We start from the raw sequence: 23448 nt of genomic DNA, 5'->3' as shown, positions 1-23448 counted from the left end.
GGAGAAAACCTGATGGCCCGCATCCCCGAAGCCGAACTGGAACGCCTCAAACGTGAGGTGTCACTGGTCCGGCTGATCCAGTCGCAGGGCCATGAGCTGAAAAGGCGCGGCAAGGATTGGGTGATGTGCTGCGTGTTTCACGACGAAAGCACGCCCAGCCTTTCAGTCTCCGACGAGAAAAATCTCTATCACTGCTTTGGCTGCGGGGCCGCAGGTTCTGTGATCGATTGGGTGATGAAAACCCAAGGCGTGTCGTTGCCACACGCAGTCCAACTGCTGCGTAACGACGCGCCGCTGGAGAACACGGAAAAAGTCGGTGTGACACGCAGCCACGCTCGACACCTCCCTTCTTTAGCTGCGGGCTCTTCTGATCTTGAAGCCGCGGCGCTGCTGCGCTCGGTGGCCGAGTTCTACCACGCCAATTTCAAACAATCCCCCGAAGCACTGGCCTATTTGGAATCTCGCGGCCTGAACCATTCCGAGTTGATCGAGCATTTTCAACTCGGTTATGCCAATAAAACCCTGACGTATCGCTTGCCCGCCGGGCATACCCAGGCCGGTCGGCAGGTGCGGCAGCACCTGCAAGATTTAGGTGTTTTGCGTTCTACCGGACACGAACATTTGAACGGTTGTCTGGTCGTGCCGGTGCTGGGTCTGGAGGACGGCGCGCAGCCGGAGCAGGCAGGGCGAGTGATGCAGCTTTACGGACGGCGGATGCAGCCGAACAATAAAATTCCTGCCAACCAGTCCCGGCATATGTACCTGGCTACGCCGTTGCGCGGTGTCTGGAACGAAGCGGCGTTGCTGGCCAGTCTGGAAATTATTCTCTGTGAATCGCTGATCGACGCCATGACGTTTTGGTGTGCGGGTTTTCGTAACGTCATCAGCGCTTACGGCGTGAACGGGTTTTCCCAAGATCATTGGCAGGCCTTGAAACACCACGGCACCCAGCGGGTCATCATTGCTTTTGACCGCGATTCGGCAGGAGACGCAGCAGCCGAAAAACTGGCCGAAGAATTACGCTCTGCCGGCATCGAAGTCTTCCGTCTGTTGTTTCCGCAAGGCATGGACGCCAACGCTTTCGCCTTGCAGGTGGAAAACCCGAACCAAGCGCTTGGCGAGTTGTTGCAACAGGCATTGTGGCAGGGCAAAGGCACGCCGGTTTCGGTCGAGCCAGACCCCTCTTTTTCTTTAGCAGCTGCGCCGCAGGCAACCGCCGAGTTGCCACCGGTGCCGGGTGTTTCCGATTCGGAAACTTTGCCTTTTGGTGGTCCTGTTTCCGAATCGGAAACTTTTAGCGAAAACGCCCAGGGCGATCTTTTGTTGGCCGTGGCCGACCGTCGATGGCGGGTACGTGGCTGGAAAAAGAACCTCGGCCCGGAGCAAATGCGGGTCAATGTACAGGTGCGCCGCGAGGTCGCCGAAGAGCACGTAATGGGCCGCGAAGCGGCCTATTACGTGGACAGTTTTGATTTGTACGCGGCCAAGGCCCGATACAGTTATTTGAAACAGGCGAGTATCGAGCTGGGCGTACCGGAAGAAATCATCAAGCGTGACTTGGGCAAACTGTTGCTCAAGCTGGAAGGTTTGCAGGAGGCCTCAATTCAAGCGGCACTGGCCCCGAAAAATCCCACACCAACACTGAGCGCGGAGGACGAGCTGGCCGCATTAAACCTGTTGCGTGCGCCCAATCTGATCGAGCGCATCGAGGCGGACTTGACCCGTTGCGGTGTCGTCGGTGAATCCTACAACCTGCTGGCCGGGTACTTGGCCGCTGTTTCCCGAAAACTGGATCAGCCCTTGGCTGTGTTGATTCAGTCATCAAGCGCGGCAGGCAAAAGCTCGCTGATGGACGCGGTTCTAAATCTGATGCCGGAAGAAGAACGCATCCAGTACAGCGCCATGACCGGCCAGAGTTTGTTTTATCTCGGCGAAACGGATCTGCAACATAAGATCCTGGCCATCGCCGAAGAAGAGGGTGTCCGCCAAGCAGCTTATGCCCTAAAACTGCTGCAATCGGACGGCGAATTGACCATTGCCAGCACCGGCAAGGACGAAGCCACCGGCAACTTAATCACCAAGCAATACACGGTCAAAGGCCCGGTGATGTTGATGCTCACCACCACCGCGATCGACGTGGACGAAGAGTTGCTCAACCGCTGTTTGGTGCTGACCATCAACGAAAGCCGCGAGCAAACCGAAGCCATTCATGCAGCCCAACGCAAAAAACAAACCCTCGACGGCCTGCTGGCCGACGCTGAAAAACAGGCCATTACTCGCCTGCATCAAAACGCCCAGCGGTTGATTAAAACCGTGGCGGTGGTCAATCCATTCGCCGATCAATTGACCTTTCTTTCGGACAAAACCCGGACCCGGCGTGACCACATGAAATACCTGACGCTGATTCGCTGCATTGCCTTGCTGCATCAGCATCAACGCCCGATCAAACACGTCGAGCATCGCGGCAAATCCTTGGCGTACATCGAGGTCACGAAGGGCGACATTGTGTTGGCCAACCGGCTGGCCCACGACATTCTTGGGCGCACCCTGGACGAACTGCCGCCGCAAACGCGGCGTTTGCTGGAGCTGTTGCAAGGCTGGGTCGAGGCCCGAAGTCAGGCGCAGGGCCTCAAAGAAAATGAGTTTCGCTTTGGCCGCAAGGACGTGCGCGAGGCCACCGGCTGGGGGGATACCCAGTTAAAAATCCATTTGGGCCGACTGACCGAACTGGAATACCTGCTGCTGCACCGCAAGGGGTTAGCGCATGAATACACCCTCACGTATGACGGCAAAAGCGGTCATCAACCGCATTTGATGGGCCTGATCGATGCCGACCAACTCGACAACACATCCGCTCGGTCGGGGGATTCAGAAAAACGGTCGGACTCAGGTCGGGCCATGGTCGGTACTCAGTCGGACACCCTCAACCATGCGCAAAGCCACGCTGTTTCTGGCGTTGAGGCCGAAGCGGTCGGCCTGAACGAAAAACCACTGATCCAGCATCCACAAAACAACCACTCCGCGTTGTCCAGCGCCGTCTAAGTCGAGGTGGTTATGCCGAAAAAAGGCGAGAGCAAAAAGCAGCGAGTTTCGGAACAAATTATCGGCCCGCTGGGCGATCCCGGCAGCCTGTATTTTCAGATGAAACAGTTTCTGCAATACCAGCGTGAACGTGGTTATTCCGAGCGCACCGTGGGCAACCGTGAAAGCCTGCTGATTGCGTTTATCCGCTGGTGTGATGAACGAGGTTTGACCCGGCCACAAGAAATCACCCGACCGATTTTAGAGCGCTACCAGCGCCATCTTTTTTTGTATCGAAAAGCCGATGGCGAAGCGCTGTCAGCGCGTAGCCAAACGGTGCGCATCACGCCGATTCGGGTGTGGTTCAAGTGGCTGACCAAAACCAACCGAATCCTGTACAACCCGGCTTCTGACCTTGATCTACCGAGGATGGAACAGCGTTTGCCGAAACACATCCTCAGCAGCGACGAAGCCGAACGCATCCTCAATGTGCCGGACACCCAAACCCCGACCGGCATCCGCGACCGGGCCATGCTGGAAACCCTCTACAGCACCGGCATGCGCCGCATGGAGCTGATTGGCCTGAGTTGGAGCGCCATCGATTACGAGCGCGGTACGGTGATGATTCGCCAGGGCAAGGGCAAAAAAGACCGCATGATTCCCATCGGTGAACGGGCTCTGGCTTGGATCACCAAATACCGCGACGACGTCCGGCCCCATTTCGTTTTGGGCCAGGACGATGGCACGTTGTTTTTGACCCAGCAGGGCGAAGGATTCAGCCCCAATCGACTGACGCAACTGGTGCGCGAACACATCGAAAAAGCCAACATTGGTAAGCGTGGCAGTTGCCATTTGTTCCGCCACACCATGGCCACCCTGATGCTGGAGAACGGCGCCGATATTCGTTTCATCCAGGCCATGCTCGGGCATGTCAGTCTGAACACCACGCAGATTTACACCCAGGTCAGTATCCGGGCGTTGAAGGAAATTCATACCGCGACCCATCCGGCACGTTTGCAACGTCAGAACACCGCCAGCCAAACCGTGGCTGAACCCCTTCCTGACGACCCGGTTGAGGCTCTGTTAACCGCTCTGGACGCCGAAGCGGAAGAAGAGAGCAATCAGGCCTGACAAATGCCAGACAAACGCCTGACAAGCATCAAGAACCATGACAAATGCCTGACAACTTCCCTACAAATACCTGACAGCCCCGCAGGCCGCGAAGCGGCCTCAATCAACGGCAAAAAATACAGGCACGCTAAGGATGTATACATCCGGTGCCAAAGGGCGCCCTTTGAAACCCAAAGCCGCCTCTACGAGTCGATAAACCTGAGTCATCTTTAGGACAGGAAATGTTTTGTGGCCACCGCCTGCACGCAGTCGGTCTCCCCAAAACCCCGATCAGGGCAGCGCCCCGATACCCCTTAGATCCAAAGCCTACCGCGCTGCGCTTGTTGGCCCCAGCCGACACGGCGGCTACGCCACCGCATCGTCAGGGGCTACCGAACGGGCATCAGCCAGGTACTTCGCCACTGCATACACGCTCATCAGAGTCGATAGGGCAGACGGTCAGCTTCACGCCCAGCGCATGCACGATCACCAGCAGCGTGTCCAAGCGCAGGGTGTCACCGGCGCTGAAAAAACCTTCCAACTGATCGTGTGTAAGCCCTGTTGCTTCGGCGATTACACCGGTGCCCTTGGCGTGTGCCGCCATGCCTAATACCTTGCCGACATAACCTGCATCACCCGTCTGAAGCGCATCCGTGAGAAAGATGGCCACCGCTTGCGGGTCGGTCATGGCGTGCGCTGGATCGTATGGAGTGAGTAGCTCGGGCATGGGAAATGACTCGTGTGACAGAAATTTAATATAGCGTAAGGGGCCTCAGTAACGGTGCCTGAAACCGCGTCTGGGCGATTTTATGCAGCCACAGCACATCACCGGTACCGACCTGCGCGCAGGCCGCGCCCTGTCTGATGTGGAGCGTGTAGACAACGAAAATCGCGTCGGGTGATACTGTTGGTGCAAAAGGACCAGGGCAGGTTATCCCTGATGCAATCAGCCCACCCAAGTTCAGCCGGGTTGAAGACCTGTTTGGGCAGACATTTGAAAGTATCCCGCTGTCGCACCTTCCCAATTGGAAGACCGGTTCGCTTGTAAATGATGGGGTGTTGGGCGAGCAACTGGCCCTTCAAACCCTCAACGGAAAAACCGGCCTCAATTTCAAGCCATTGCAGAACGGTAGCAACCACGGCTGTGATGGCTGCGCGGTGGCGATCAATGGCGATACGATTACCGTGGTGGTGATGGATGCGAAGTCTTCGGTGAATGGCGTGAATAAGGCCGGTACGCCGCACGGAGATCCGGCGACGAGGTTGAGAGGGTGGTTGGGTAATAGCTCAATTGCCGATTCGGACCCAGCGTTACGTGATGCTTTGCGAGCAGCGCTGCTTTCTGAAAACGTCAAAGTCCAAGGCGTGACCGTCAAAGTCGGTGTTCCTGCCCCCGGTAAAACAGGTGTAGCAGAATTTAAGGTGGAACCATGGTCCAAGAAATAATTCAGTGCGAGCGCTCGGGCGTAAACCCGAAATGGCCTTCTTACAAAAGTGTGCTGGGGCGCATAGCCAAGGGGCCACATGTCTCGGATGAATATGAGATAGCCGGTATTCGCGAGTACGTTACTCGCGAGGATGCTTCGCCGAAGCGTTCAATGATGGTTCCAAACAGAAACAATGCAACAGATGCTCGTGCAGAATGGATGTCGGTGACAAGGGCTCACAAAGTACTTGCCACTGCAACGGGAAACCCGCGATGGCTTTCCGAATTGGCACACTGGATGCGTTACTACCAAGTAGGCATTTGGCAGTTGTTTTTTTGGGCGGGGCAGTTTGACGTTTTGGCTAAAGCCGTAGGTAATGACAGACGCCAACAAAACTACAGCATCCAAACCGCTGCCAACATGATGGCCGCCATGGCGATTCTGGGCTGGAAGGAAGCTGTCATCCACCAAGGCTATTTGACCCATGCGGCGCTCAACCGTGGTCATCAACTGGTCATCGAGTATGAAGAGGAGCACCGCCGCGCCCAAGCCTTTATGCTGCGTGTGTTTGCCGATTGGGTGGGCGATGTCTCGCATCAATGGCCTGCTTATGCTTACGACGAACCCATCTACGAAGCCTTGTTGGCCAAGTGGCGCACTCCCAGCCCCGACGACCTGATGCCCTGCCTGTTGGCCGCGTGTGACCGCCACACTTGGCAAACCGGCAAAGAGAGCCAGAAGAATTCCTACGATTTCAATCAGGACTGGCACTTGGAGCGCGTGCCGGTGGAAATTCTCTATATCCTGCGCCTGCGCCAGTGGGAAGGTTTAGCCAATCCGCAGAAGATTGATCATCCGCTGCTGGCCGTGCCCTTTGACCAATTGCCGCCTGAGCAGCCAGTGCCTGAGTTGGACGAGTTGATGCAAGGTGTACTCAACCGTGCCAGAGAAGACTGGCCAAATTACGATGACGTGCTGTCTTTGCCAGCGCTGAAAGGTTGAATCGGGTTCAAAAGGACCAGGGCAGGTTATTCCTGATGCAATCAGCCCACCTAAGTTCAGCCGGGTTGAAGACCTGTTTGGGCAGACATTTGAAAGTATCCCGCTGTCGCACCTTCCCAATTGGAAAACCGGTTCGCTTGTAAATGATGGGGGTGTTGGGCGAGCAACTGGCCCTTCAAACCCTCAACGGAAAAACCGGCCTCAATTTCAAGCCATTGCAGAACGGTAGCAACCACGCCTGTGATGGCTGCGCGGTGGCGATCAATGGCGATACGATTACCGTGGTGGTGATGGATGCGAAGTCTTCGGTAATGGCGTGAATAAGGCCGGTACGCCGCACGGAGATCCGGCGACGAGGTTGAGAGGGTGGTTGGGTAATAGCTCAATTGCCGATTCGGACCCAGCGTTACGTGATGCTTTGCGAGCAGCGCTGCTTTCTGAAAACGTCAAAGTCCAAGGCGTGACCGTCAAAGTCGGTGTTCCTGCCCCCGGTAAAACAGGTGTAGCAGAATTTAAGGTGGAACCATGGTCCAAGAAATAATTCAGTGCGAGCGCTCGGGCGTAAACCCGAAATGGCCTTCTTACAAAAGTGTGCTGGGGCGCATAGCCAAGGGGCCACATGTCTCGGATGAATATGAGATAGCCGGTATTCGCGAGTACGTTACTCGCGAGGATGCTTCGCCGAAGCGTTCAATGATGGTTCCAAACAGAAACAATGCAACAGATGCTCGTGCAGAATGGATGTCGGTGACAAGGGCTCACAAAGTACTTGCCACTGCAACGGGAAACCCGCGATGGCTTTCCGAATTGGCACACTGGATGCGTTACTACCAAGTAGGCATTTGGCAGTTGTTTTTTTGGGCGGGGCAGTTTGACGTTTTGGCTAAAGCCGTAGGTAATGACAGACGCCAACAAAACTACAGCATCCAAACCGCTGCCAACATGATGGCCGCCATGGCGATTCTGGGCTGGAAGGAAGCTGTCATCCACCAAGGCTATTTGACCCATGCGGCGCTCAACCGTGGTCATCAACTGGTCATCGAGTATGAAGAGGAGCACCGCCGCGCCCAAGCCTTTATGCTGCGTGTGTTTGCCGATTGGGTGGGCGATGTCTCGCATCAATGGCCTGCTTATGCTTACGACGAACCCATCTACGAAGCCTTGTTGGCCAAGTGGCGCACTCCCAGCCCCGACGACCTGATGCCCTGCCTGTTGGCCGCGTGTGACCGCCACACTTGGCAAACCGGCAAAGAGAGCCAGAAGAATTCCTACGATTTCAATCAGGACTGGCACTTGGAGCGCGTGCCGGTGGAAATTCTCTATATCCTGCGCCTGCGCCAGTGGGAAGGTTTAGCCAATCCGCAGAAGATTGATCATCCGCTGCTGGCCGTGCCCTTTGACCAATTGCCGCCTGAGCAGCCAGTGCCTGAGTTGGACGAGTTGATGCAAGGTGTACTCAACCGTGCCAGAGAAGACTGGCCAAATTACGATGACGTGCTGTCTTTGCCAGCGCTGAAAGGTTGAATCGGGTTCAAAAGGACCAGGGCAGGTTATTCCTGATGCAATCAGCCCACCTAAGTTCAGCCGGGTTGAAGACCTGTTTGGGCAGACATTTGAAAGTATCCCGCTGTCGCACCTTCCCAATTGGAAAACCGGTTCGCTTGTAAATGATGGGGGTGTTGGGCGAGCAACTGGCCCTTCAAACCCTCAACGGAAAAACCGGCCTCAATTTCAAGCCATTGCAGAACGGTAGCAACCACGCCTGTGATGGCTGCGCGGTGGCGATCAATGGCGATACGATTACCGTGGTGGTGATGGATGCGAAGTCTTCGGTAATGGCGTGAATAAGGCCGGTACGCCGCACGGAGATCCGGCGACGAGGTTGAGAGGGTGGTTGGGTAATAGCTCAATTGCCGACTCTGATCCTGCTTTACGCGATGCTTTGCAAGCGGCGTTGGATTCAGGAAAAGCCAAGGTTCAAGGTGTAACAGTCAAAGTCGGTGTTCCCGCCCCCAGTAAAACAGGTGTAGCAGAGTTTAAGGTGGAACCATGGTCCAAGAAATAATTCAGTGCGAGCGCTCGGGCGTAAACCCGAAATGGCCTTCTTACAAAAGTGTGCTGGGGCGCATAGCCAAGGGGCCACACGTCTCAGATGAATACGAGTTGAATGGCATCCGTGAATATGTTGAGCGCGGCGATGCATTTGCGAAGCCATCAATGCCTGTACCGAATAGTGACAACGTTACGCGTAGTAGCTCCGAATGGATGGCCGTCACACGAGCCCACAAGGTATTGGCAACCGCACCAGATAACCCGCAATGGCTTCTGGAATTGGCCCATTGGCTGCGCTATTACCAAGTAGGAATTTGGCAGTTGTTCTTCTGGGCGGGTCAGTTCGACATTATTGCCAAAGCGGCAGGCAATGATCGACGCCGCCAAAACTACAGCATCCAAACCGCCACCAATATGATGGCCGCCATGGCGATCCTAGGCTGGAAGGATGCCGTCATCCATCAGGGCTATCTCACCCATGCGGCTCTCAACCGTGGGCATCAATTAGTGATTGAGTACGAAGAGCAACACCGCCGCGCCCAAGCCTTTATGCTGCGTGTGTTTGCCGATTGGGTGGGCGATGTCTCGCATCAATGGCCTGCTTATGCTTATGACGAACCCATCTACGAAGCCTTGTTGGCCAAGTGGCGCACTCCCAGCCCCGACGACCTGATGCCCTGTCTGTTGGCCGCGTGTGACCGCCACACTTGGCAAACCGGCAAAGAGAGCCAGAAGAATTCTTACGACTTCAATCAGGACTGGCACTTGGAGCGCGTGCCGGTGGAAATTCTCTATATCCTGCGCCTGCGCCAGTGGGAAGGTTTAGCCAATCCGCAGAAGATTGATCATCCGCTGCTGGCCGTGCCCTTTGACCAATTGCCGCCCGAGCAGCCAGTGCCTGAGTTGGACGAGTTGATGCAAGGTGTACTCAACCGTGCCAGAGAAGACTGGCCAAATTACGATGACGTGCTGTCTTTGCCAGCGCTGAAAGGTTGAATAGGGTTCAAAAGGACCAGGGCAGGTTATTCCTGATGCAATCAGCCCACCTAAGTTCAGCCGGGTTGAAGACCTGTTTGGGCAGACATTTGAAAGTATCCCGCTGTCGCACCTTCCCAATTGGAAGACCGGTTCGCTTGTAAATGATGGGGTGTTAGGCGAGCAACTGGCCCTTCAAACCCTCAACGGAAAAACCGGCCTCAATTTCAAGCCATTGCAGAACGGTAGCAACCACGGCTGTGAAGGCTGCGCGGTGGCGATCAATGGCGATACGATTACCGTGGTGGTGATGGATGCGAAGTCTTCGGTGAATGGCGTGAGTAAGGCCGGTACGCCGCATGGGGACCCGAGGACGCGGTTGGAGGGGTGGCTGGGTAATAGATCAATTGCCGACTCTGATCCTGCTTTAAGCGATGCTTTGCAAGCGGCGTTGGATTCAGGAAAAGCCAAGGTTCAAGGTGTAACAGTCAAAGTCGGTGTTCCCGCCCCTCGTGCCTGCATCAGCATGGGGTGAGGCTTGGGCCGAGGTCAGGAAAAATGGCCCCCCGAAGAAGGTTAAGTAAGTGCCATTCAAATCTGTCCCCTTTTTTGTTCCACTTTAATGGCAAGGTCGTCGGACCTTGGATCTTAGATAAATGGGTGTGAGCATGTCGAACGACGTTTGTGGCTATGTTCATCCGTCGCCAAGTCCTGATGCTTGGACGGCGGTAGATGACTATATTTTAGAGAGTGAATTGGGGATATTTAAAATTACCAGCGCTGAGCTGTTTAACTATCCGCCTGATTTTTTACCAAGTAAAGGGACCTTCGTCTTTTTAATTGGAGACAGGCCTGGCTACCCTAATGCTACCTATTTGACGGACTATGATGAATACGATCCATTGACCTCAGGTATTGGATTTCCGAGCAAACCCCAAGACAGAGTTGCGATTCTATTAGAGACGATTACTGAGATTGCTTCGATTTGCAAGGCCGAGAAAATAGTTTTTTCAATCTCGGACAGTAGTCAAATAGAGGCGGTTAGGCGTATTAACATGTCGGACCTGTATGAGGTGGTTTTATCTGACTTTGAAAAACATCAGGCACCTCCAGATACACTATACGAAGTGTTTTGCGGGGATGTCTGTAGCGATGTTGTTAAACGCTAAAACGGGGGCGGATTTGAATGGCACCTACTTAACAGCTAACCAGCTGATATGGCTACAAAAAAAATGAAAAAGACCGTCCTTGGTCTACGGTGATAGTTGCGAACACACACCACGAGAACAAGTAAAGCCCGCGTGAATCGTAGACGCCAAATCGTCAGGCATCAACAGCAACGCATTCAGCAGCACACCAAAAACAGCAATGCCCATGCGTTCTTTAAGCTGCTAGCCGATCCGAAGTAGAAAGGGGACAGATTTATTTGGTTTTCCAAACTGCTGTGTCGCTAAAAATAAAACTGCCCCCTTTATGTCCCCTTTTTTCATAAGATTGGATCAAATCAATAGCGCCATTGAGTAGGGCCTGGCAAAGGCGTTACGGTAGATGTCACTAAGGTGGATTAAGATGACTGACGTCGTAAAAACAGCTTGGGCAGATGCAAAAATAAATACAGATTTTATTTTCGTAAACACTTTTTCTGGCTATCGAAGTAGCCGAGCGGACACCGCAAGGTGTGGAGCATTTTTTCAGCCCTGACGCTGCCGATAATGAGCTAGGCTTTGCGCTGCTTGACGCCTTGGCGCATAGTCGGTTTGTGCTTCCCGAGCCGCGGAAGGATGTTTGGATTCATCCTGAAGCTACTTTTGATAGGGAGTTATATGACTACAGCTTGACCAATCAACGATATGGTCAGTGGGTTGGCAGCACGTTGAAGCGCTATGGCTACAAGACTAAGCGTGCATTATTTAAAGAGATGAAGAAATGCAGTATCGAAAGTAAGAAGGACCAGATAATCATTCGTCCTAGCCATCATGAAAAGCTAGAAGTCTGGAGTGGCAAGGGACTAAGTGAGAGTGATTATGTCATTATCCCCAGCGGTAGTAGCCCTGCTGCTGTAGGTGCAGCCTTACGCTTAGCTTTTAGTCGATGTACTTAATGGGGGGAATGGGACCAGACCCTGAGGAATCTCCCATTTTTAACATTCAATAGGTGGCTGATGTTTGAAACGTACAAAACATTACTGACCTCAGCTCTTTCTGAAGATTATTGGTCGGATGTAGGCATCGATATTGCCAGCGCTCACGTCTCTCAATTTGATCATTCAGACTGGCGCGCGCTTGAGGCTGTGCTTTTGCTGAAGCCCGAGGCGTGGCGAGGTCGATGTGCTGAATCTCTAAGCGATACGCGTGATGCTCGAGCCCTGAGGCTGTTGTTGAAATTGCTTGACGCCAAAGAGGAATCCGTCGTCATTCATACGATCGAGTCACTCGATGCGCTGTTTTTTGCAGGCTATATTCATGGCGCGCGGCCGATAGTGGTGGCTTTAGGTGAAGGATTTGAGCCCTCGACACGCACTATAAAATTAATGGCGGCGACATTAGTCAGGAAATGCGGGCACCCGAATAAAGCAGGTTGAATGGGTCGGCATCGGCTGCGATGCGGGTGTTGTGGTCTGGCAGGTGCACTGCGGTGATCCCTTCGCAGCCTCGCTGAAGCTCGACAGCTCCCACATTTGGCCTTGGTGGTCTCGATCATTGTGTTGGCGGCCACTCGGCGGAGGCTGTAAGCGCCCGCTCGGAACCCAATCTCCAACTCGGCAACACTGCTCCAGTGTTGTTTCATCAAGCTTTGGCCACACCCACTCGCCACTGCGCTGGCGGCAACTTTCCATTCACCAGGTAATTGCCGACGATCCGCGACTTGTACACCCGTGGATTATGGTTCGCCAACGTGCGCGCATTGCGCCACAACCGGTCCAGTGCCTTGTTGCTCGCCGTGGCGCTCGCCCCCAGCGCATCAAACAGTGCGGTGGTCGCGGCAAGTGTCGCATCCACCACCGGGTTCACCGCCAGGCACACTTCCAACTCCGCCAATGCCACCTGCGGGTCGTCGTCATGCAGCGGCTGGTCGTGGGCGATCACATACTGCGCCGTGTGCTCCAGGCGCTGCGCCGCTTGTTGGGTGATGGCGTGTGCGGCGTAGGCCTGGCTGGCCACTTCGCCGATGACTTGCAGCAGTTGCACGTCTTGCGCGGCGGTGTCGGCGTTGCCGGTGGTGAAGGTCCGGGCGCGTTGGCTGAGCTCTTGCGCACCACTCAGCGCCGCACGGCGGGCGATGCCGGCGAGGGTGCTGAGGTGGTAGATCTGGTAGAAGGATTGGCCGTAGCCGAAGCGTTGGTGGGTGGGGCGCAGGTCGTCTTCCACCGGGGCATTGTTAAAGAGGCAGGTGCCGCTGGCGGTGAGGCGTTGGCCGAAGCCGTTCCAGTCATCGATGATCTGCACGCCGGGCGCCTTGAGGTCGACGACCACGCTGTAGACCGTGCCGTCTTCGCCGGTGGCGACGGTGTTGATCAGGTCGCTGTAGAGCGCGCCGGTGGTGTAGAACTTTTTGCCGCTGATGCGCAGGGTGCCGTCCGCATCGCGGTGCAGGCGGGTTTCGAAGTCGCCGCGCGTCTGGTTGCCGACTTCGGTGCTGCCGGGGGAGAGCAGGGCGCCTTGGCCGAGTCGCTCGAGCCACTTGGCGCGCCAGTCGAGGTCTTTGGCGCAGAGCACGTCCTCGCAAAAACCAAAATGCCCGCGCAGGGCCTGGGTGATGTTGGAGTCGGCGGCGGACAGCTCTGTGAGCAGCGCGAGCAGTTCAGCTAAGGTTGCGTCCTGGCCGCCGTAACTGACGGGCAAGCGCCAGCGCGGCAAGCCCAGCGCGTTCAGTTGCTGGATGACGGGCGCCAGGCTGGCGCGAGTCTGATCAGCCTCAGCGGCGTGCGCAAGGATGTGGGCAAAGAGTGGGCGAAACGGTGCGGCCAGTTGTTCATAACGGGACGAGGGCGCAGTGCCCCAGATATTCAACGCGGGAATCGACATGCAATGGACCTTGCAGAAAGTGGCTCAAGTGCTGGGGTCCAGTGGTCTGGTGACGCCACCCTAACCCACGGGTGGCAAAGTTTTTAATACGAAAAATAGCTATCGAACTGCGCAGCGGTTCTATCGATAGTGCGCAACAGTATTAAACCCCGCGCTTTTATTGCGTTAGCTTCTACGGGCGCCACGCTCGGCGACCTTCAAACCTCTTCTCTCATCACCAGACTGCATGCACACAGATGGTTGAGTCAGCCATAAACTGTGTGGATTCCTCATGATCAATCGTCGAAATGTACTCGCCCTGCTGGGCCTGGCTTCTCTTGCGCTGCATGGCAGTTCGGTAGGCGCGGCAGAGCCACTGACCCTGGTGGTGGGTGACCAGTTCTTCTCCAACCGTATCGTCCTGGAATTGTCGGGTGAGTTGAAGGACTTGCCGTATAAAATCGATTTCAAACGCTTCAACACCGGCTCCCCAGTGGCCTCGGCGGTCGCCAGCGGCGCGCTGGACGTGGGCATTGTCGGCGACACGCCGGTGATCAGCCTGGCCGCCAATGGCGCGCCAGTGAAGGTGGTCGCCAGCACCCAGACCAGCCTCGATGGCGTAGGCATCGTGGCACGCAAAGGCATTCAGTCGGTGGCCGATCTCAAAGGCAAAACCGTGGCGATCTGGAACGGTTCGTGGAGCCAGCAATTGGCGTACAAAGCCCTGGACGAAGCCGGCGTGCCGCGCAGCAGCGTAACCTTCAAATACCTGCTGCCGGCCGAAGCCAGCCTGGCGCTGACCCAGGGCGACATCGATGCCTTCGGCACCTGGGAACCCTACGTGTCGCTGCAAGAGAAAGAGGGCAGCACGCTGATTCGCAACGCCAAGGGCCTGATGAGCGCGCCGACCTACATCGTTGCGTATGAACCGGCGCTGGCGCAAAAAGGCGCAATCATCAAAGACTTTGTCGCGCGTCTTACCCGCGCTCGGGTGTGGAGCGGCAGCTATGTCGATGAGTACGCCGAGGCATGGTCGAAGGCCAACCAATCCGCACCGGAGATTGCCAAGGTGTGGTTCAAGCGTGACGCGATCAAGGTGCTGCCGATCTCGCCGACGATCGTCAGCGAGGCCCAGGCCACGGCGGATTTCCTGGTGGATGCGCAGATGTTGAAGCAGCGGTATGACGTGACGCCGTTGTTTGATCGGGCGCTTTAAATGTGAAGGAAACAAGCGCTAATAGTATCGACAGCTTGATTATGCGGGGGCTGGGCTAGGGTTTTTGTTCCGGATCGCGCCGGAACAAAAAATTAACTAGCATCGGCAAGGAGTAGCCAGTAGGCTACATTTGAATCTGTGACTAACTTGATCGGCAGGACGCCGGAGTTCGATACAGGGCTCGACGGTATGCAGGATATTTGGGGCAAAACGGCTGTGTTGGCGCGTTTGGACCGCGCCGAAGACAACAACTTTGGTGATTGCGAGCCCGTCGGTGAAGGCCTGAGTGAAATGCGTGTTTTTGTCGGGCCCGGCTACAGGATCTACTTTGTGCGCACTGGTATCACCGCTTACCTGATGCTTTGGGGCAGCGATAAAACCGACCAGAAGCGAGGAATCAATCGGGCAAAAGAGATCCTCGATGCCCTGAGAGGTCAATGAAATGAGCGAATCGAAATTCAAACCCGAGGACATGCCGATCCTCGACCTTGATACATCCGGCACCAGTGTCTATGAAGCCTCGCGCTTTCTCGACAGCCCTGAAACCATCAGCGCTTACCTGGCGCAAAGCATGAAGTCGCAAGACCCGCAGGTGCTCATGAAGGCGCTTGCCGAGGTCGTTAAAGCCCAAGGTGTGAACAAGGTTGCCGAGGCTGCGGGGGTTAATCGGGAGAGCCTGTACAAGACGCTCAAAGGCGGCTCGAAAACGCGCTATGAGACGGTCCAGAAGCTGATGCTGGCGTTAGGGGTTGAGCTCACTGTGCAGCCGTTGGCTGTCAATCAGGCGGCAAGGGCTAAGCCAGCAGCCGTCGGTAAGCCCTGATCAGCGATAACAACGCCGATCAAATGTGGGAGCTGTCGAGCTTTAGCGAGGCTGCGAAGACGGCGGCAGAGCCAATAGATATATCGCCTGAACCACTGCTTTCGCAGCCTCGCTAAAGCTCGACAGCTCCCACATTGACCTCCGTTGCCCTTAAGCCTTAGCGCACCAGGCACGGCTGCTTGTTATTGAAGCGCCACCCCGGAACCAAGAACTGCATCGCCACGCTGTCATCCCGCGCCCCAAGGCCCATGCCTTTGTAGACTTCATGGGCTTTCGCCACGGCGTCCATATCGATCTCAACGCCCAGCCCAGGCTTGGTGGGCACCTTGACGTAGCCGCCTTCGATTTTCAGCGGCTCTTTGGTCAGGTGCTGGCCGTCCTGCCAGATCCAGTGGGTGTCGATGGCGGTGATTTCCCCCGGTGCGGCGGCCGCGACCTGGGTAAACATCGCCAGGGAAATATCGAAGTGGTTATTGGAGTGCGAGCCCCAGGTCAGGCCCCATTCATTGCACATCTGCGCAACGCGCACCGAGCCTTGCATCGTCCAGAAGTGTGGGTCGGCCAGCGGAATGTCCACCGATTGCAGTTGGATCGCGTGGCCCATTTCGCGCCAGTCGGTGGCGATCATGTTGGTCGCGGTTTTCAGGCCCGTGGCACGGCGAAATTCAGCCATGACTTCGCGGCCCGAGTAGCCGTTTTCTGCGCCACACGGGTCTTCGGCATAGGCGAGTACGTGGTGTTGGTCGCGGCACAAGCGGATGGCTTCTTTGAGTGACCACGCGCCGTTCGGGTCGAGGGTGATGCGCGCATCCGGGAAGCGTTCGGCCAGGGCGGTGACCGCTTCGATTTCTTCATCGCCACTCAAGACACCGCCTTTGAGCTTGAAGTCATTGAAACCATATTTGGCCTTGGCGGCTTCGGCCAGACGCACCACGGATTCGGCAGTCATGGCTTGCTCATGACGCAAGCGGAACCAGTCGTCATCGGCGTCAGCCTCGTTGCGATAAGCCAGGTCAGTGGCCGTGCGGTCGCCGACGTAGAACAGGTAACCGAGCATTTTCACCGCATCGCGCTGCTGCCCTTCGCCGAGCAGGGCCGCCACCGGCACGTCGAGGAATTGCCCCAGCAGGTCGAGCAGGGCGGCTTCCATGGCGGTGACGGCATGAATGGTGATGCGCAGGTCAAAGGTTTGCAGGCCTCGCCCGGCGGCGTCGCGAGAGGCAAAGGTGCTGCGCATCTGATTGAGGATGCGCTGGTACTGGCCGATAGGCTGGCCGACCACCAGGCTACGCGCGTCTTCCAGGGTTTCGCGGATGCGTTCACCGCCGGGTACTTCGCCCACGCCGGTATTGCCGCTGCTGTCCTTGAGAATCACGATATTGCGGGTAAAGAATGGCCCATGGGCGCCGCTCAGGTTGAGCAGCATGCTGTCGTGGCCCGCCACCGGGATGACGTGGAAATGGGTGACTACTGGAGTGTTCATGGCAAGTTCCTAAATAGGCTCAAAGAGGTTTGCTGATGGCGGCGCCCGTCGGCACAGCGCTTGGCGAGGCCAGCGCGGCAGCGGGCGAAGTCTTGGCAAAGAACACCAGGATCGCCGCCAGCACCGAGGTGCCGGCCAGGCCGTAGAGGCCGCCCTGGATCGAACCGGTGGTCTGTTCCAGGAAGCCAAAGGTGGTTGGCGCGACGAAGCCGCCCAGGTTGCCGATGGAGTTGATCAACGCGATCACGGCGGCGGCGATGCGCACGTCCAGGTAGCCCTGGGGGATTGGCCAAAACAGTGACGAGGCGGACTTGAAACCGATGGCTGCAAAGCAGATCGCCACAAAGGCGAAAATCGGCCCGCCGGTGGTGGACATGAACATGCCCGCGGCGGCAATCAACAGCGCGGCGGCGACCCAGGCCTGTTGGAACTTGAACTTGCCCGACAGTGATGCGAAGGCGTACATGGCGATGATCGAGATCAGCCATGGGATCGAGTTGAAGAACCCGACCTGCACGTCGCTCAGGTCGCCCATCTTTTTGATGATGCTCGGCAGCCAGAACGTCGCGGCGTAAATCGTCAGCTGGATGCAGAAGTACAGGGCGCAGAACAGCAGGATCTGGCGGTCTTTGAGTAGCTTGCCGATGGTCGGTTTGACCGTGGTCAGCGCTTCCCGCTCGCGCTGTTCCTGGTCGATGGCGCCGACCAAAGTGTCCTGTTCTTCGCGGGTCAGCCATTTGGCGTCGTGGGGTTTGGAGTCGAGCCAGAACCACACAAAGAACCCCAGCGCCACGGAGGCCAGGCCCTCGATGGCGAACATCCATTGCCAGCCGTGGAAGCCGAAGCCTTCGATCTGCAACAGCACGCCCGACAATGGGCCGGAAATCAGTGACGCGACCGCCGAACCACTCAGGAAGATCGCAATGGCTTTACCGCGCTCCACGCCAGGCAACCAGCGGGTGAAGTAATAGATCACACCCGGGAAGAACCCGGCTTCGGCCACGCCGAGCAGGAAGCGCAGGACGTAGAACTGGGTTTCGTTCTGGATGAACGCCATCAAGGTCGCGACGATGCCCCAGGTGAACATGATGCGGGTCAGCCAGATACGCGCGCCGACCTTTTGCAGCAGCATGTTGGAGGGCACTTCGAACAGCGCGTAGCCAATGAAGAACAGCCCGGCACCCAGGCCGTAGGCCGCCGCGCCGATGCCCAGGTCATGCTCCATGTGCGTGCGTACAAAGCCGATGTTGACCCGGTCGATGTAGTTGAGGATGAACATGATCACGAACAGTGGGAGCACATGGCCCTTCACTTTGCTCACGGCACGCGCGAGGACTGAATCACTGTGTGGAGCGACAGATGCATGGCTTGAATTGTTCACAATTCAAAACTCCCCCTGATTATTTTTATGCGGGTTTGCGTGTTTTGTTGATAGACATCATACAAGTGGTTTTTTGTGCTGCGCAATGTGGGGCGGCGTGTATTTGTTCTTATAAGCACGATGGTTGAATAGCTATTTTGGTTATTTACTCAGTGTTTGCTTGGGTTTGTTGATGTTTAAGGCATGTTGATGGAACCTGAATATCCCCGCCAGAGCGATCGCGGCATGCAGTGGGTGATGGGTTGATCAGATTGGTTGTCATACAAGTAGAGCGTTTTTTCAATCAACCCAACGTCGCCGCCAAGCGCGGTGTTAAGCTCCCTCCAGCCCAACCCCGTGGACCCTCGCGATGCCCATTGAAAACGGAACCCTTGTCCGTCGACGTTCCAACAACCTGGCCCAAGGCGTAGTCGATACGCTGACCCAGCGCATCCTGCTCGGCCAGCTCAAACCCGGTGAAAAACTGCCGTCCGAATCCACCATCGTGCTTGAGCACGGCGTGAGCCGGACGGTGGTGCGCGAAGCCATCTCCAAGTTGCAGGCGTCAGGTTTGGTCGAGACGCGCCACGGCATCGGCACCTTTGTGCTGGCGCAACACGCCCAGCAAGGCTTGCGCTTGCATGTGGACACGGTCGCCAGCGTGCGCAACATGCTCGAGCTGCGCCTGGGCCTGGAAGTGCAAGCCGTGGCGCTGGCCGCCTTGCGCAGGTCTGATGGGCAACTGGTGCGCATGCGCGAAGCGCTGGACGACTACCAAGCTTCGCTGGCCAACAACGACAGCTGCGTGGAAGAAGACCAGCGCTTTCATCAGCTGATCGCCGAGGCCACCGGTAATACCTTCTTTACCGAAATCATGCTGCACCTGGGCAGTGCGATGATCCCGCGCACCCAGGTCAAAGGCGCCGAACGCGGCGGCGCGGACTTCGCCAAGCTGGGGCAATTGGCGAACCTGGAGCATGAGGCGATCTTCAATGCGATCAAACGCCAGGACCCGGACGCCGCACGGGCGGCCATGGTGTTGCACCTGACCAACAGCCGGGATCGTTTTTCGGGTGAGTAATGTTGTGCTGATAAGGAACAAACGGTGAACGAACACACATTGTCCATGCGCCTGGAGCGTGTGGCGGCGCATGTGCCGGCCGATGCGCGCCTGGCCGATATCGGCTCGGACCACGGCTACCTACCCGTGGCATTGATGCGCCGTGGCGTGATCGCTGCGGCGGTGGCGGGGGAGGTGGCGACCACGCCCTTTCACGCGGCCGAACGCACCGTGCGTGACAACGGCCTGGAGCAGCACATCAGCGTGCGCCTGGCGGATGGGCTGGCGGCGATCAAGCCTTGTGATGGGATCACCGCGATCAGCCTCTGCGGTATGGGCGGCGAGACCATCCGCGACATCCTCGACAGCGGCAAAGCGCACCTGAGCGGCCAGGAACGCCTGGTCCTGCAACCCAACGGCGGCGAGCAACCGCTGCGCCAATGGTTAATGGAAAACGGCTACCGCATCCTGCTTGAAGAGCTGCTGCAGGAGAATCGCTTCTATTACGAAATCATCGTCGCCGAGCGTGCTACGCCTGTGACCTACACCGATGAGGAACTGTACTTCGGCCCGCTGCAAATGCAGGCGCGCAGCCCGGTGTTCCTGGCCAAATGGCAACGCATGCTGCGTCAGAAGCACAAGACCCTGGCCAGCTTCGAGCAGGCGCGCCAGGCAGTGCCGCAGGCGAAGGTGCAAGAGATTGAACAGCAGGCGCGGTGGATTACGCAGTTGCTGGCTTGAACCGGTAACAGTGAACGGGGTCACACAACCCAGACCGGCGCTTTACCCGGTCTCGTGCACCGCCCATGATGGACGGCTCGCACTCATGGAGGACTTTGCGCATGTTTGGCTCCCTGTTGAACACACTCTTCAATCGCCCCCTGACCGAAGACGCATTCGCTGAGAAAGTCATCAAGGCTGCTCGTGATGCCGGTTTCAGCGAACCTCTTGAGTACGTGCCCAAAGAGTTCCGCCTCAAACATGGCGACGGCGGCTACTTCAACCTGCATAACGCATTCAATGACTATCAGAGTGCCGACAAGGCGCACAAATCTGAGGTGTTGAAGGGTTATGTATCGACACTGCTCGGCTACAAAAAGGAAGCGCCGCAAAGCTTTGAAGACGTCAAGCCGATGTTACGTCCGGTGATTCGTAACCTGGCGATGCTTGAAGAAGTGCGCCTGCATCACGTGCGCACCGAAGGCTGGGACGCGCCTTACACCGCTGTTCACCAGGCCTTGGGCAAAGACTGCGTGACCTTGCTGGCAGTGGACTACCCCGAGACCACCTCCACCCTCACCGAGGGGCCGAAGGAAAACTGGGGCGTGAGCCTGGGCGAGGCGCTCGCAGTGGCGGTGAGCAACCTGCGCGAAGCAACCCAGGAGGCGTTTGATGAAATTGTGCCCGGCCTCTACGTCGGCCGCTGGAATGACGGCTACGACACCAGCCGCGTGCTGCTGCCGGATGTCCTGCAGCGTGCGGCCATCAAAGGCCGCCCGGTGTTCATGATCCCGACCCGCGACATCCTCATGGTGACCGGTGACAAGGATGAAGAAGGCATTCGGCATATGGTCGAGGTCAGCTTCAAGGCCATGGAAAGCGGGCGCGCCGTTTCCAGCCAGGTCTACACCTACGACGATCAACGGATCGTGCCTTTTATCAGCCAGGACGAAGCGCTCCTTGAGCGTGTGGCGAGCCTCGAACACATGCTGCTGCAAGGCAATTACCACGCGCAGAAAGAGCAGCTCGACACGATCCATGAAGAGCAGAAGATCGACGTGTTTGTAGCGACCTACAAGCTGTTCGAGTTGAAGGACAGCAACGGCAAGACATTCTCGATGTGCAGCTGGACAGAAACCGTCGACACCTTGCTGCCCAAGACCGACCGCGTGGCGTTGGTGCAGATCCAGCCTGACGGCACCGCCCAGACCCAAGTGGTCGAATGGGATGAGCTTCAAGCCAAGCTGGGTGATTTGCTGGCACCGGCGAGCCTGTACCCAATGCGCTATCGTACGCTGGGTTTTCCGACGGCTGCACAGTTGAGCCAGTTGACGCCGTTGTTTTAACGGCGGCTTGTAATGCTTCGTCTGACTGTGCAAGGATCGCCCATGACTCAATTTTCGCAAAGCAATCGCCACCACCACCACCACGGACCTTGCCCAAGGTGCTGCGGTTGCTTGCGCTCACTGATTGACCAGAACCTCTGATCACTCAATGAACCATCACCCAAGGCGCCCACGGCGCCTTTTTTATTGCCTGTAAATAATGGAGATACAACACATGACTATGCTACGTGGAACCCGAATAGTGACGGGTAAAGAAGCCGCAGCGATGCGTGAGATAGAGGGCCGTTTTCGGAGCTATCTTCATCGAAGCGGGCGCTGAAGAAGCCATCGTGCCGGCCCTGTGGGGCCAGGATACGTTTATCGAAAAAGCCGGCGGCAGTGAAATCATCGGGCAGATGTGGGCCTTTGATGACAAGGCGGGCCGACCCTGCTGCCTGATCCCGGAAGCCACTGCGCTGTTCCAGGAGCGCAACGCGCAGTTACTGGGCGGGCGAGAGGAGGCGATGTTTTTCTACGTGGCGCGGTGTTACCGGTATGAGCGGCCGCAAGCCGGTCGTTATCGTGAATTCACCCAGTTGGGGGTCGAGATTCTCAGCCCTGACCCGGTGTCGGCGTTGCAGCGCAGCCAGGCGCTGTGCAGCGGTTTTCTGGACACGCTGGGGCTCGATTACGAGCTCAACCTGGCGGTGAAACGCGGGCTGAGTTACTACCTGGAGGGCAATGGCTTCGAGGTGCGTTGCCCCGCGTTAGGTGCACAGCAGCAAGTGGTTGGCGGCGGCGCTTACCGAGAAGGCGCGGGGTTCGGCATCGGGCTTGAGCGGGTGGTGCTCGCACTGGCTTGATGTTCAAGGCGCCTCCACCCGGGGGCGTCTCCTCTACGGCGGCCGGATATGCTCCAATAGCCGCCATTATTCGATCACCCAGGAACCCCACCATGGCCGAAGCCACCGACCAAGCCTTCTACGACCGTGCGGATGCACACATCGAACTGTCGAACGAGCAGCTCAAGACCTGTGAAAACCTCGGCGAGGTCAGCGCCTCGATGATGTTCGGCACCACGCGCTTTAACGCCTGGGCCAGTGCGCGCAACTTCAAGTCCGGCGCCGAAATGGCCGATGCGCGGGAAGCGATGCTGAAGTATTTCTGTGACCAGTACCGGATGATGCTTGAGGATAATCTGGATGATCACATTAATAATTTCAGTCAGTACATGCTCGTCAAATAGTTCGCCGGCACCGACGCCACCAACCACACCCCATTGTCCGCTTGATAAAACGCTATTCCCGCCTGGCTCATACCCAGCGCATCAACCGTAAGCAGCACAGGCTGCCCATAGCGTTTGCCAACGGCCAGCGCTGTTTCTGGGTTGTCCATAAGGTGTACATGGTGCCGACTGCCAGGGATCAATCCCTGCGAGTCGATAGAAGCCATGAAGCGACTGGCGGTGCCATGGTAGAGCAGGGCGGGCGGCGCCTTCTCGATGTGCTGCACCTGGACCTGCGCGGTGCTGTGCCCTTGTGCGGCGCGGATACGCTGGCCGTCGCCTGAGAGCGTGAAGCGCTTTTTTTCGTTGGTCTCGACCACGTCGAGCAGCGCTTGGCGATCCAGCGTGTGGCCGTGTTGGTTGGCGTTGAGGATCAAGCCGTCAACATCGGTCCAGCCATCGCCGTCCAGGACGACACCAATGGACTCGGGCGCGTGGCGCAGTATGTAGCTGAGGAACTTGCTGATGTCGTCGCGTTGTTGCTTGTTCACGGGTATTGGATGTCCATGGCGATTTTAGATGTCCTTGCAGGGTAAGTCGGGCGGGCCAGTGCGGGTGGAACTCTAGGGCAACCACGCATCTCTG

General features: G+C 56.9%; 25 protein-coding genes. 20 read left to right on the top strand and 5 right to left on the bottom strand.

The window, feature by feature from the left end; translation table 11 throughout:
• The first annotated feature begins 12 nt into the window (after positions 1–12).
• Complete coding sequence (locus tag KZH41_RS20955) at positions 13–3042, top strand: CHC2 zinc finger domain-containing protein (protein ID WP_263273629.1); 3030 nt, start codon at positions 13–15, stop codon at positions 3040–3042.
• 12 nt (positions 3043–3054) lie between these two features.
• Complete coding sequence (gene xerC, locus KZH41_RS20950) at positions 3055–4152, top strand: site-specific tyrosine recombinase XerC (protein ID WP_263273628.1); 1098 nt, start codon at positions 3055–3057, stop codon at positions 4150–4152.
• 382 nt (positions 4153–4534) lie between these two features.
• Here the strand turns inward: xerC and KZH41_RS20945 are convergent, their stop codons facing one another.
• Positions 4535–4858 (bottom strand): addiction module antidote protein, encoded by a 324-nt coding sequence (locus KZH41_RS20945; protein ID WP_263273627.1) that lies wholly within the window; start codon positions 4856–4858, stop codon positions 4535–4537.
• Positions 4859–5187: 329 nt separating this feature from the next.
• Here KZH41_RS20945 and KZH41_RS20940 point away from each other — a divergent pair, with 329 nt between their 5' ends.
• The 10 genes from KZH41_RS20940 to KZH41_RS20895 all read left to right on the top strand — a co-directional run bounded on the left by KZH41_RS20940 (position 5188) and on the right by KZH41_RS20895 (position 12168).
• On the top strand, positions 5188–5577 hold the full coding sequence (locus tag KZH41_RS20940; RefSeq protein ID WP_263273626.1) for a hypothetical protein: 390 nt from the start codon (positions 5188–5190) through the stop codon (positions 5575–5577).
• Complete coding sequence (locus KZH41_RS20935) at positions 5562–6560, top strand: hypothetical protein (RefSeq protein WP_263273625.1); 999 nt, start codon at positions 5562–5564, stop codon at positions 6558–6560. Before KZH41_RS20940 ends, KZH41_RS20935 begins: the two co-directional genes overlap by 16 nt.
• A 143-nt stretch (positions 6561–6703) precedes the next feature.
• Entirely contained in the window at positions 6704–6880 is a 177-nt protein-coding gene (locus KZH41_RS20930) for a hypothetical protein (RefSeq protein ID WP_263273624.1), read from the top strand.
• Between the two features lie 205 nt (positions 6881–7085).
• Positions 7086–8084, top strand: a complete 999-nt coding sequence (locus KZH41_RS20925; RefSeq protein WP_263273625.1) for a hypothetical protein — start codon at positions 7086–7088, stop codon at positions 8082–8084.
• A 143-nt stretch (positions 8085–8227) separates the two neighbouring features.
• Complete coding sequence (locus KZH41_RS20920; RefSeq protein ID WP_263273624.1) at positions 8228–8404, top strand: hypothetical protein; 177 nt, start codon at positions 8228–8230, stop codon at positions 8402–8404.
• A 529-nt stretch (positions 8405–8933) separates the two neighbouring features.
• Complete coding sequence (locus KZH41_RS20915; protein ID WP_318654906.1) at positions 8934–9608, top strand: hypothetical protein; 675 nt, start codon at positions 8934–8936, stop codon at positions 9606–9608.
• 151 nt (positions 9609–9759) lie between these two features.
• A complete protein-coding gene (locus KZH41_RS20910) occupies positions 9760–10122 on the top strand; it encodes a hypothetical protein (RefSeq protein WP_263273622.1) in 363 nt (120 codons plus the stop codon).
• Between the two features lie 133 nt (positions 10123–10255).
• Positions 10256–10756: a hypothetical protein gene (locus tag KZH41_RS20905; RefSeq protein WP_242151344.1), complete on the top strand. Its 501-nt coding sequence runs from the start codon at positions 10256–10258 to the stop codon at positions 10754–10756.
• Between the two features lie 509 nt (positions 10757–11265).
• Positions 11266–11688, top strand: a complete 423-nt coding sequence (locus KZH41_RS20900) for a contact-dependent growth inhibition system immunity protein (protein WP_263273621.1) — start codon at positions 11266–11268, stop codon at positions 11686–11688.
• Between the two features lie 60 nt (positions 11689–11748).
• Positions 11749–12168, top strand: coding sequence for a HEAT repeat domain-containing protein (locus KZH41_RS20895; RefSeq protein WP_263273620.1), 420 nt, complete (start codon positions 11749–11751; stop codon positions 12166–12168).
• Between the two features lie 205 nt (positions 12169–12373).
• On the opposite strand, the gene KZH41_RS20890 is transcribed toward KZH41_RS20895, so the two are convergent.
• Positions 12374–13612, bottom strand: coding sequence for an acyl-CoA dehydrogenase family protein (locus tag KZH41_RS20890; protein WP_263273619.1), 1239 nt, complete (start codon positions 13610–13612; stop codon positions 12374–12376).
• Positions 13613–13883: 271 nt separating this feature from the next.
• Between KZH41_RS20890 and KZH41_RS20885 the strand changes: the two genes are divergently transcribed.
• The 3 genes from KZH41_RS20885 (at position 13884) to KZH41_RS20875 (ending at position 15630) form a co-directional block, all read left to right on the top strand.
• Complete coding sequence (locus tag KZH41_RS20885) at positions 13884–14807, top strand: ABC transporter substrate-binding protein (protein WP_263273618.1); 924 nt, start codon at positions 13884–13886, stop codon at positions 14805–14807.
• A 138-nt stretch (positions 14808–14945) separates the two neighbouring features.
• The gene (locus KZH41_RS20880) at positions 14946–15248 is read left to right on the top strand and encodes a type II toxin-antitoxin system RelE/ParE family toxin (protein WP_094953251.1); all 303 of its coding nucleotides are present in this window, start codon (positions 14946–14948) and stop codon (positions 15246–15248) included.
• 1 nt (position 15249) lies between these two features.
• Positions 15250–15630 carry an addiction module antidote protein gene (locus KZH41_RS20875; RefSeq protein WP_094953253.1) on the top strand — a complete coding sequence of 127 codons (381 nt, stop codon included), beginning with the start codon at positions 15250–15252 and terminating at the stop codon, positions 15628–15630.
• A gap of 157 nt (positions 15631–15787) precedes the next feature.
• Here the strand turns inward: KZH41_RS20875 and gudD are convergent, their stop codons facing one another.
• Together gudD and KZH41_RS20865 are read right to left on the bottom strand one after the other, a co-directional pair.
• Positions 15788–17113 carry a glucarate dehydratase gene (gene gudD, locus KZH41_RS20870; RefSeq protein WP_094953254.1) on the bottom strand — a complete coding sequence of 442 codons (1326 nt, stop codon included), beginning with the start codon at positions 17111–17113 and terminating at the stop codon, positions 15788–15790.
• A 19-nt stretch (positions 17114–17132) separates the two neighbouring features.
• The gene (locus tag KZH41_RS20865; protein ID WP_094953255.1) at positions 17133–18494 is read right to left on the bottom strand and encodes an MFS transporter; all 1362 of its coding nucleotides are present in this window, start codon (positions 18492–18494) and stop codon (positions 17133–17135) included.
• Between the two features lie 349 nt (positions 18495–18843).
• Here KZH41_RS20865 and KZH41_RS20860 point away from each other — a divergent pair, with 349 nt between their 5' ends.
• The 5 genes from KZH41_RS20860 to KZH41_RS20840 all read left to right on the top strand — a co-directional run bounded on the left by KZH41_RS20860 (position 18844) and on the right by KZH41_RS20840 (position 22824).
• Positions 18844–19554 carry a FadR/GntR family transcriptional regulator gene (locus KZH41_RS20860; protein ID WP_094953257.1) on the top strand — a complete coding sequence of 237 codons (711 nt, stop codon included), beginning with the start codon at positions 18844–18846 and terminating at the stop codon, positions 19552–19554.
• Positions 19555–19578: 24 nt separating this feature from the next.
• The gene (locus KZH41_RS20855) at positions 19579–20274 is read left to right on the top strand and encodes a tRNA (adenine(22)-N(1))-methyltransferase (protein WP_094953258.1); all 696 of its coding nucleotides are present in this window, start codon (positions 19579–19581) and stop codon (positions 20272–20274) included.
• 101 nt (positions 20275–20375) lie between these two features.
• Positions 20376–21599 carry a DUF1444 family protein gene (locus KZH41_RS20850; protein WP_263273617.1) on the top strand — a complete coding sequence of 408 codons (1224 nt, stop codon included), beginning with the start codon at positions 20376–20378 and terminating at the stop codon, positions 21597–21599.
• A gap of 296 nt (positions 21600–21895) precedes the next feature.
• A complete protein-coding gene (locus KZH41_RS20845) occupies positions 21896–22441 on the top strand; it encodes an ATP phosphoribosyltransferase regulatory subunit (protein ID WP_094953262.1) in 546 nt (181 codons plus the stop codon).
• 92 nt (positions 22442–22533) lie between these two features.
• The gene (locus KZH41_RS20840) at positions 22534–22824 is read left to right on the top strand and encodes a DUF3144 domain-containing protein (protein WP_094953264.1); all 291 of its coding nucleotides are present in this window, start codon (positions 22534–22536) and stop codon (positions 22822–22824) included.
• Here the strand turns inward: KZH41_RS20840 and KZH41_RS20835 are convergent.
• Entirely contained in the window at positions 22803–23354 is a 552-nt protein-coding gene (locus tag KZH41_RS20835; protein WP_263273616.1) for an RNA 2'-phosphotransferase, read from the bottom strand. The two genes, KZH41_RS20840 and KZH41_RS20835, sit on opposite strands and share 22 nt — an antisense overlap.
• Positions 23355–23448: the final 94 nt, after the last annotated feature.

The sequence above is a fragment of the Pseudomonas sp. YeP6b genome (assembly GCF_025642995.1).
GTDB lineage: Bacteria > Pseudomonadota > Gammaproteobacteria > Pseudomonadales > Pseudomonadaceae > Aquipseudomonas.
Note: the sequence above shows the minus strand (reverse complement) of the source record. Positions and strands in the feature narration are given on the sequence as shown.

What these genes read in the sequence shown, in the direction of transcription:
- KZH41_RS20890 (WP_263273619.1), bottom strand. Translation starts at nt 13,612, where the DNA reads ATGTCGATTCCCGCGTTGAATATCTGGGGCACTGCGCCCTCGTCCCGT.
- KZH41_RS20875 (WP_094953253.1), top strand. Translation starts at nt 15,250, where the DNA reads ATGAGCGAATCGAAATTCAAACCCGAGGACATGCCGATCCTCGACCTT.
- gudD (WP_094953254.1), bottom strand. Translation starts at nt 17,113, where the DNA reads ATGAACACTCCAGTAGTCACCCATTTCCACGTCATCCCGGTGGCGGGC.
- KZH41_RS20935 (WP_263273625.1), top strand. Translation starts at nt 5,562, where the DNA reads ATGGTCCAAGAAATAATTCAGTGCGAGCGCTCGGGCGTAAACCCGAAA.
- KZH41_RS20895 (WP_263273620.1), top strand. Translation starts at nt 11,749, where the DNA reads ATGTTTGAAACGTACAAAACATTACTGACCTCAGCTCTTTCTGAAGAT.
- KZH41_RS20925 (WP_263273625.1), top strand. Translation starts at nt 7,086, where the DNA reads ATGGTCCAAGAAATAATTCAGTGCGAGCGCTCGGGCGTAAACCCGAAA.
- KZH41_RS20905 (WP_242151344.1), top strand. Translation starts at nt 10,256, where the DNA reads ATGTCGAACGACGTTTGTGGCTATGTTCATCCGTCGCCAAGTCCTGAT.
- KZH41_RS20860 (WP_094953257.1), top strand. Translation starts at nt 18,844, where the DNA reads ATGCCCATTGAAAACGGAACCCTTGTCCGTCGACGTTCCAACAACCTG.
- KZH41_RS20850 (WP_263273617.1), top strand. Translation starts at nt 20,376, where the DNA reads ATGTTTGGCTCCCTGTTGAACACACTCTTCAATCGCCCCCTGACCGAA.
- xerC (WP_263273628.1), top strand. Translation starts at nt 3,055, where the DNA reads ATGCCGAAAAAAGGCGAGAGCAAAAAGCAGCGAGTTTCGGAACAAATT.
- KZH41_RS20945 (WP_263273627.1), bottom strand. Translation starts at nt 4,858, where the DNA reads ATGCCCGAGCTACTCACTCCATACGATCCAGCGCACGCCATGACCGAC.
- KZH41_RS20955 (WP_263273629.1), top strand. Translation starts at nt 13, where the DNA reads ATGGCCCGCATCCCCGAAGCCGAACTGGAACGCCTCAAACGTGAGGTG.
- KZH41_RS20920 (WP_263273624.1), top strand. Translation starts at nt 8,228, where the DNA reads ATGATGGGGGTGTTGGGCGAGCAACTGGCCCTTCAAACCCTCAACGGA.
- KZH41_RS20840 (WP_094953264.1), top strand. Translation starts at nt 22,534, where the DNA reads ATGGCCGAAGCCACCGACCAAGCCTTCTACGACCGTGCGGATGCACAC.
- KZH41_RS20930 (WP_263273624.1), top strand. Translation starts at nt 6,704, where the DNA reads ATGATGGGGGTGTTGGGCGAGCAACTGGCCCTTCAAACCCTCAACGGA.
- KZH41_RS20885 (WP_263273618.1), top strand. Translation starts at nt 13,884, where the DNA reads ATGATCAATCGTCGAAATGTACTCGCCCTGCTGGGCCTGGCTTCTCTT.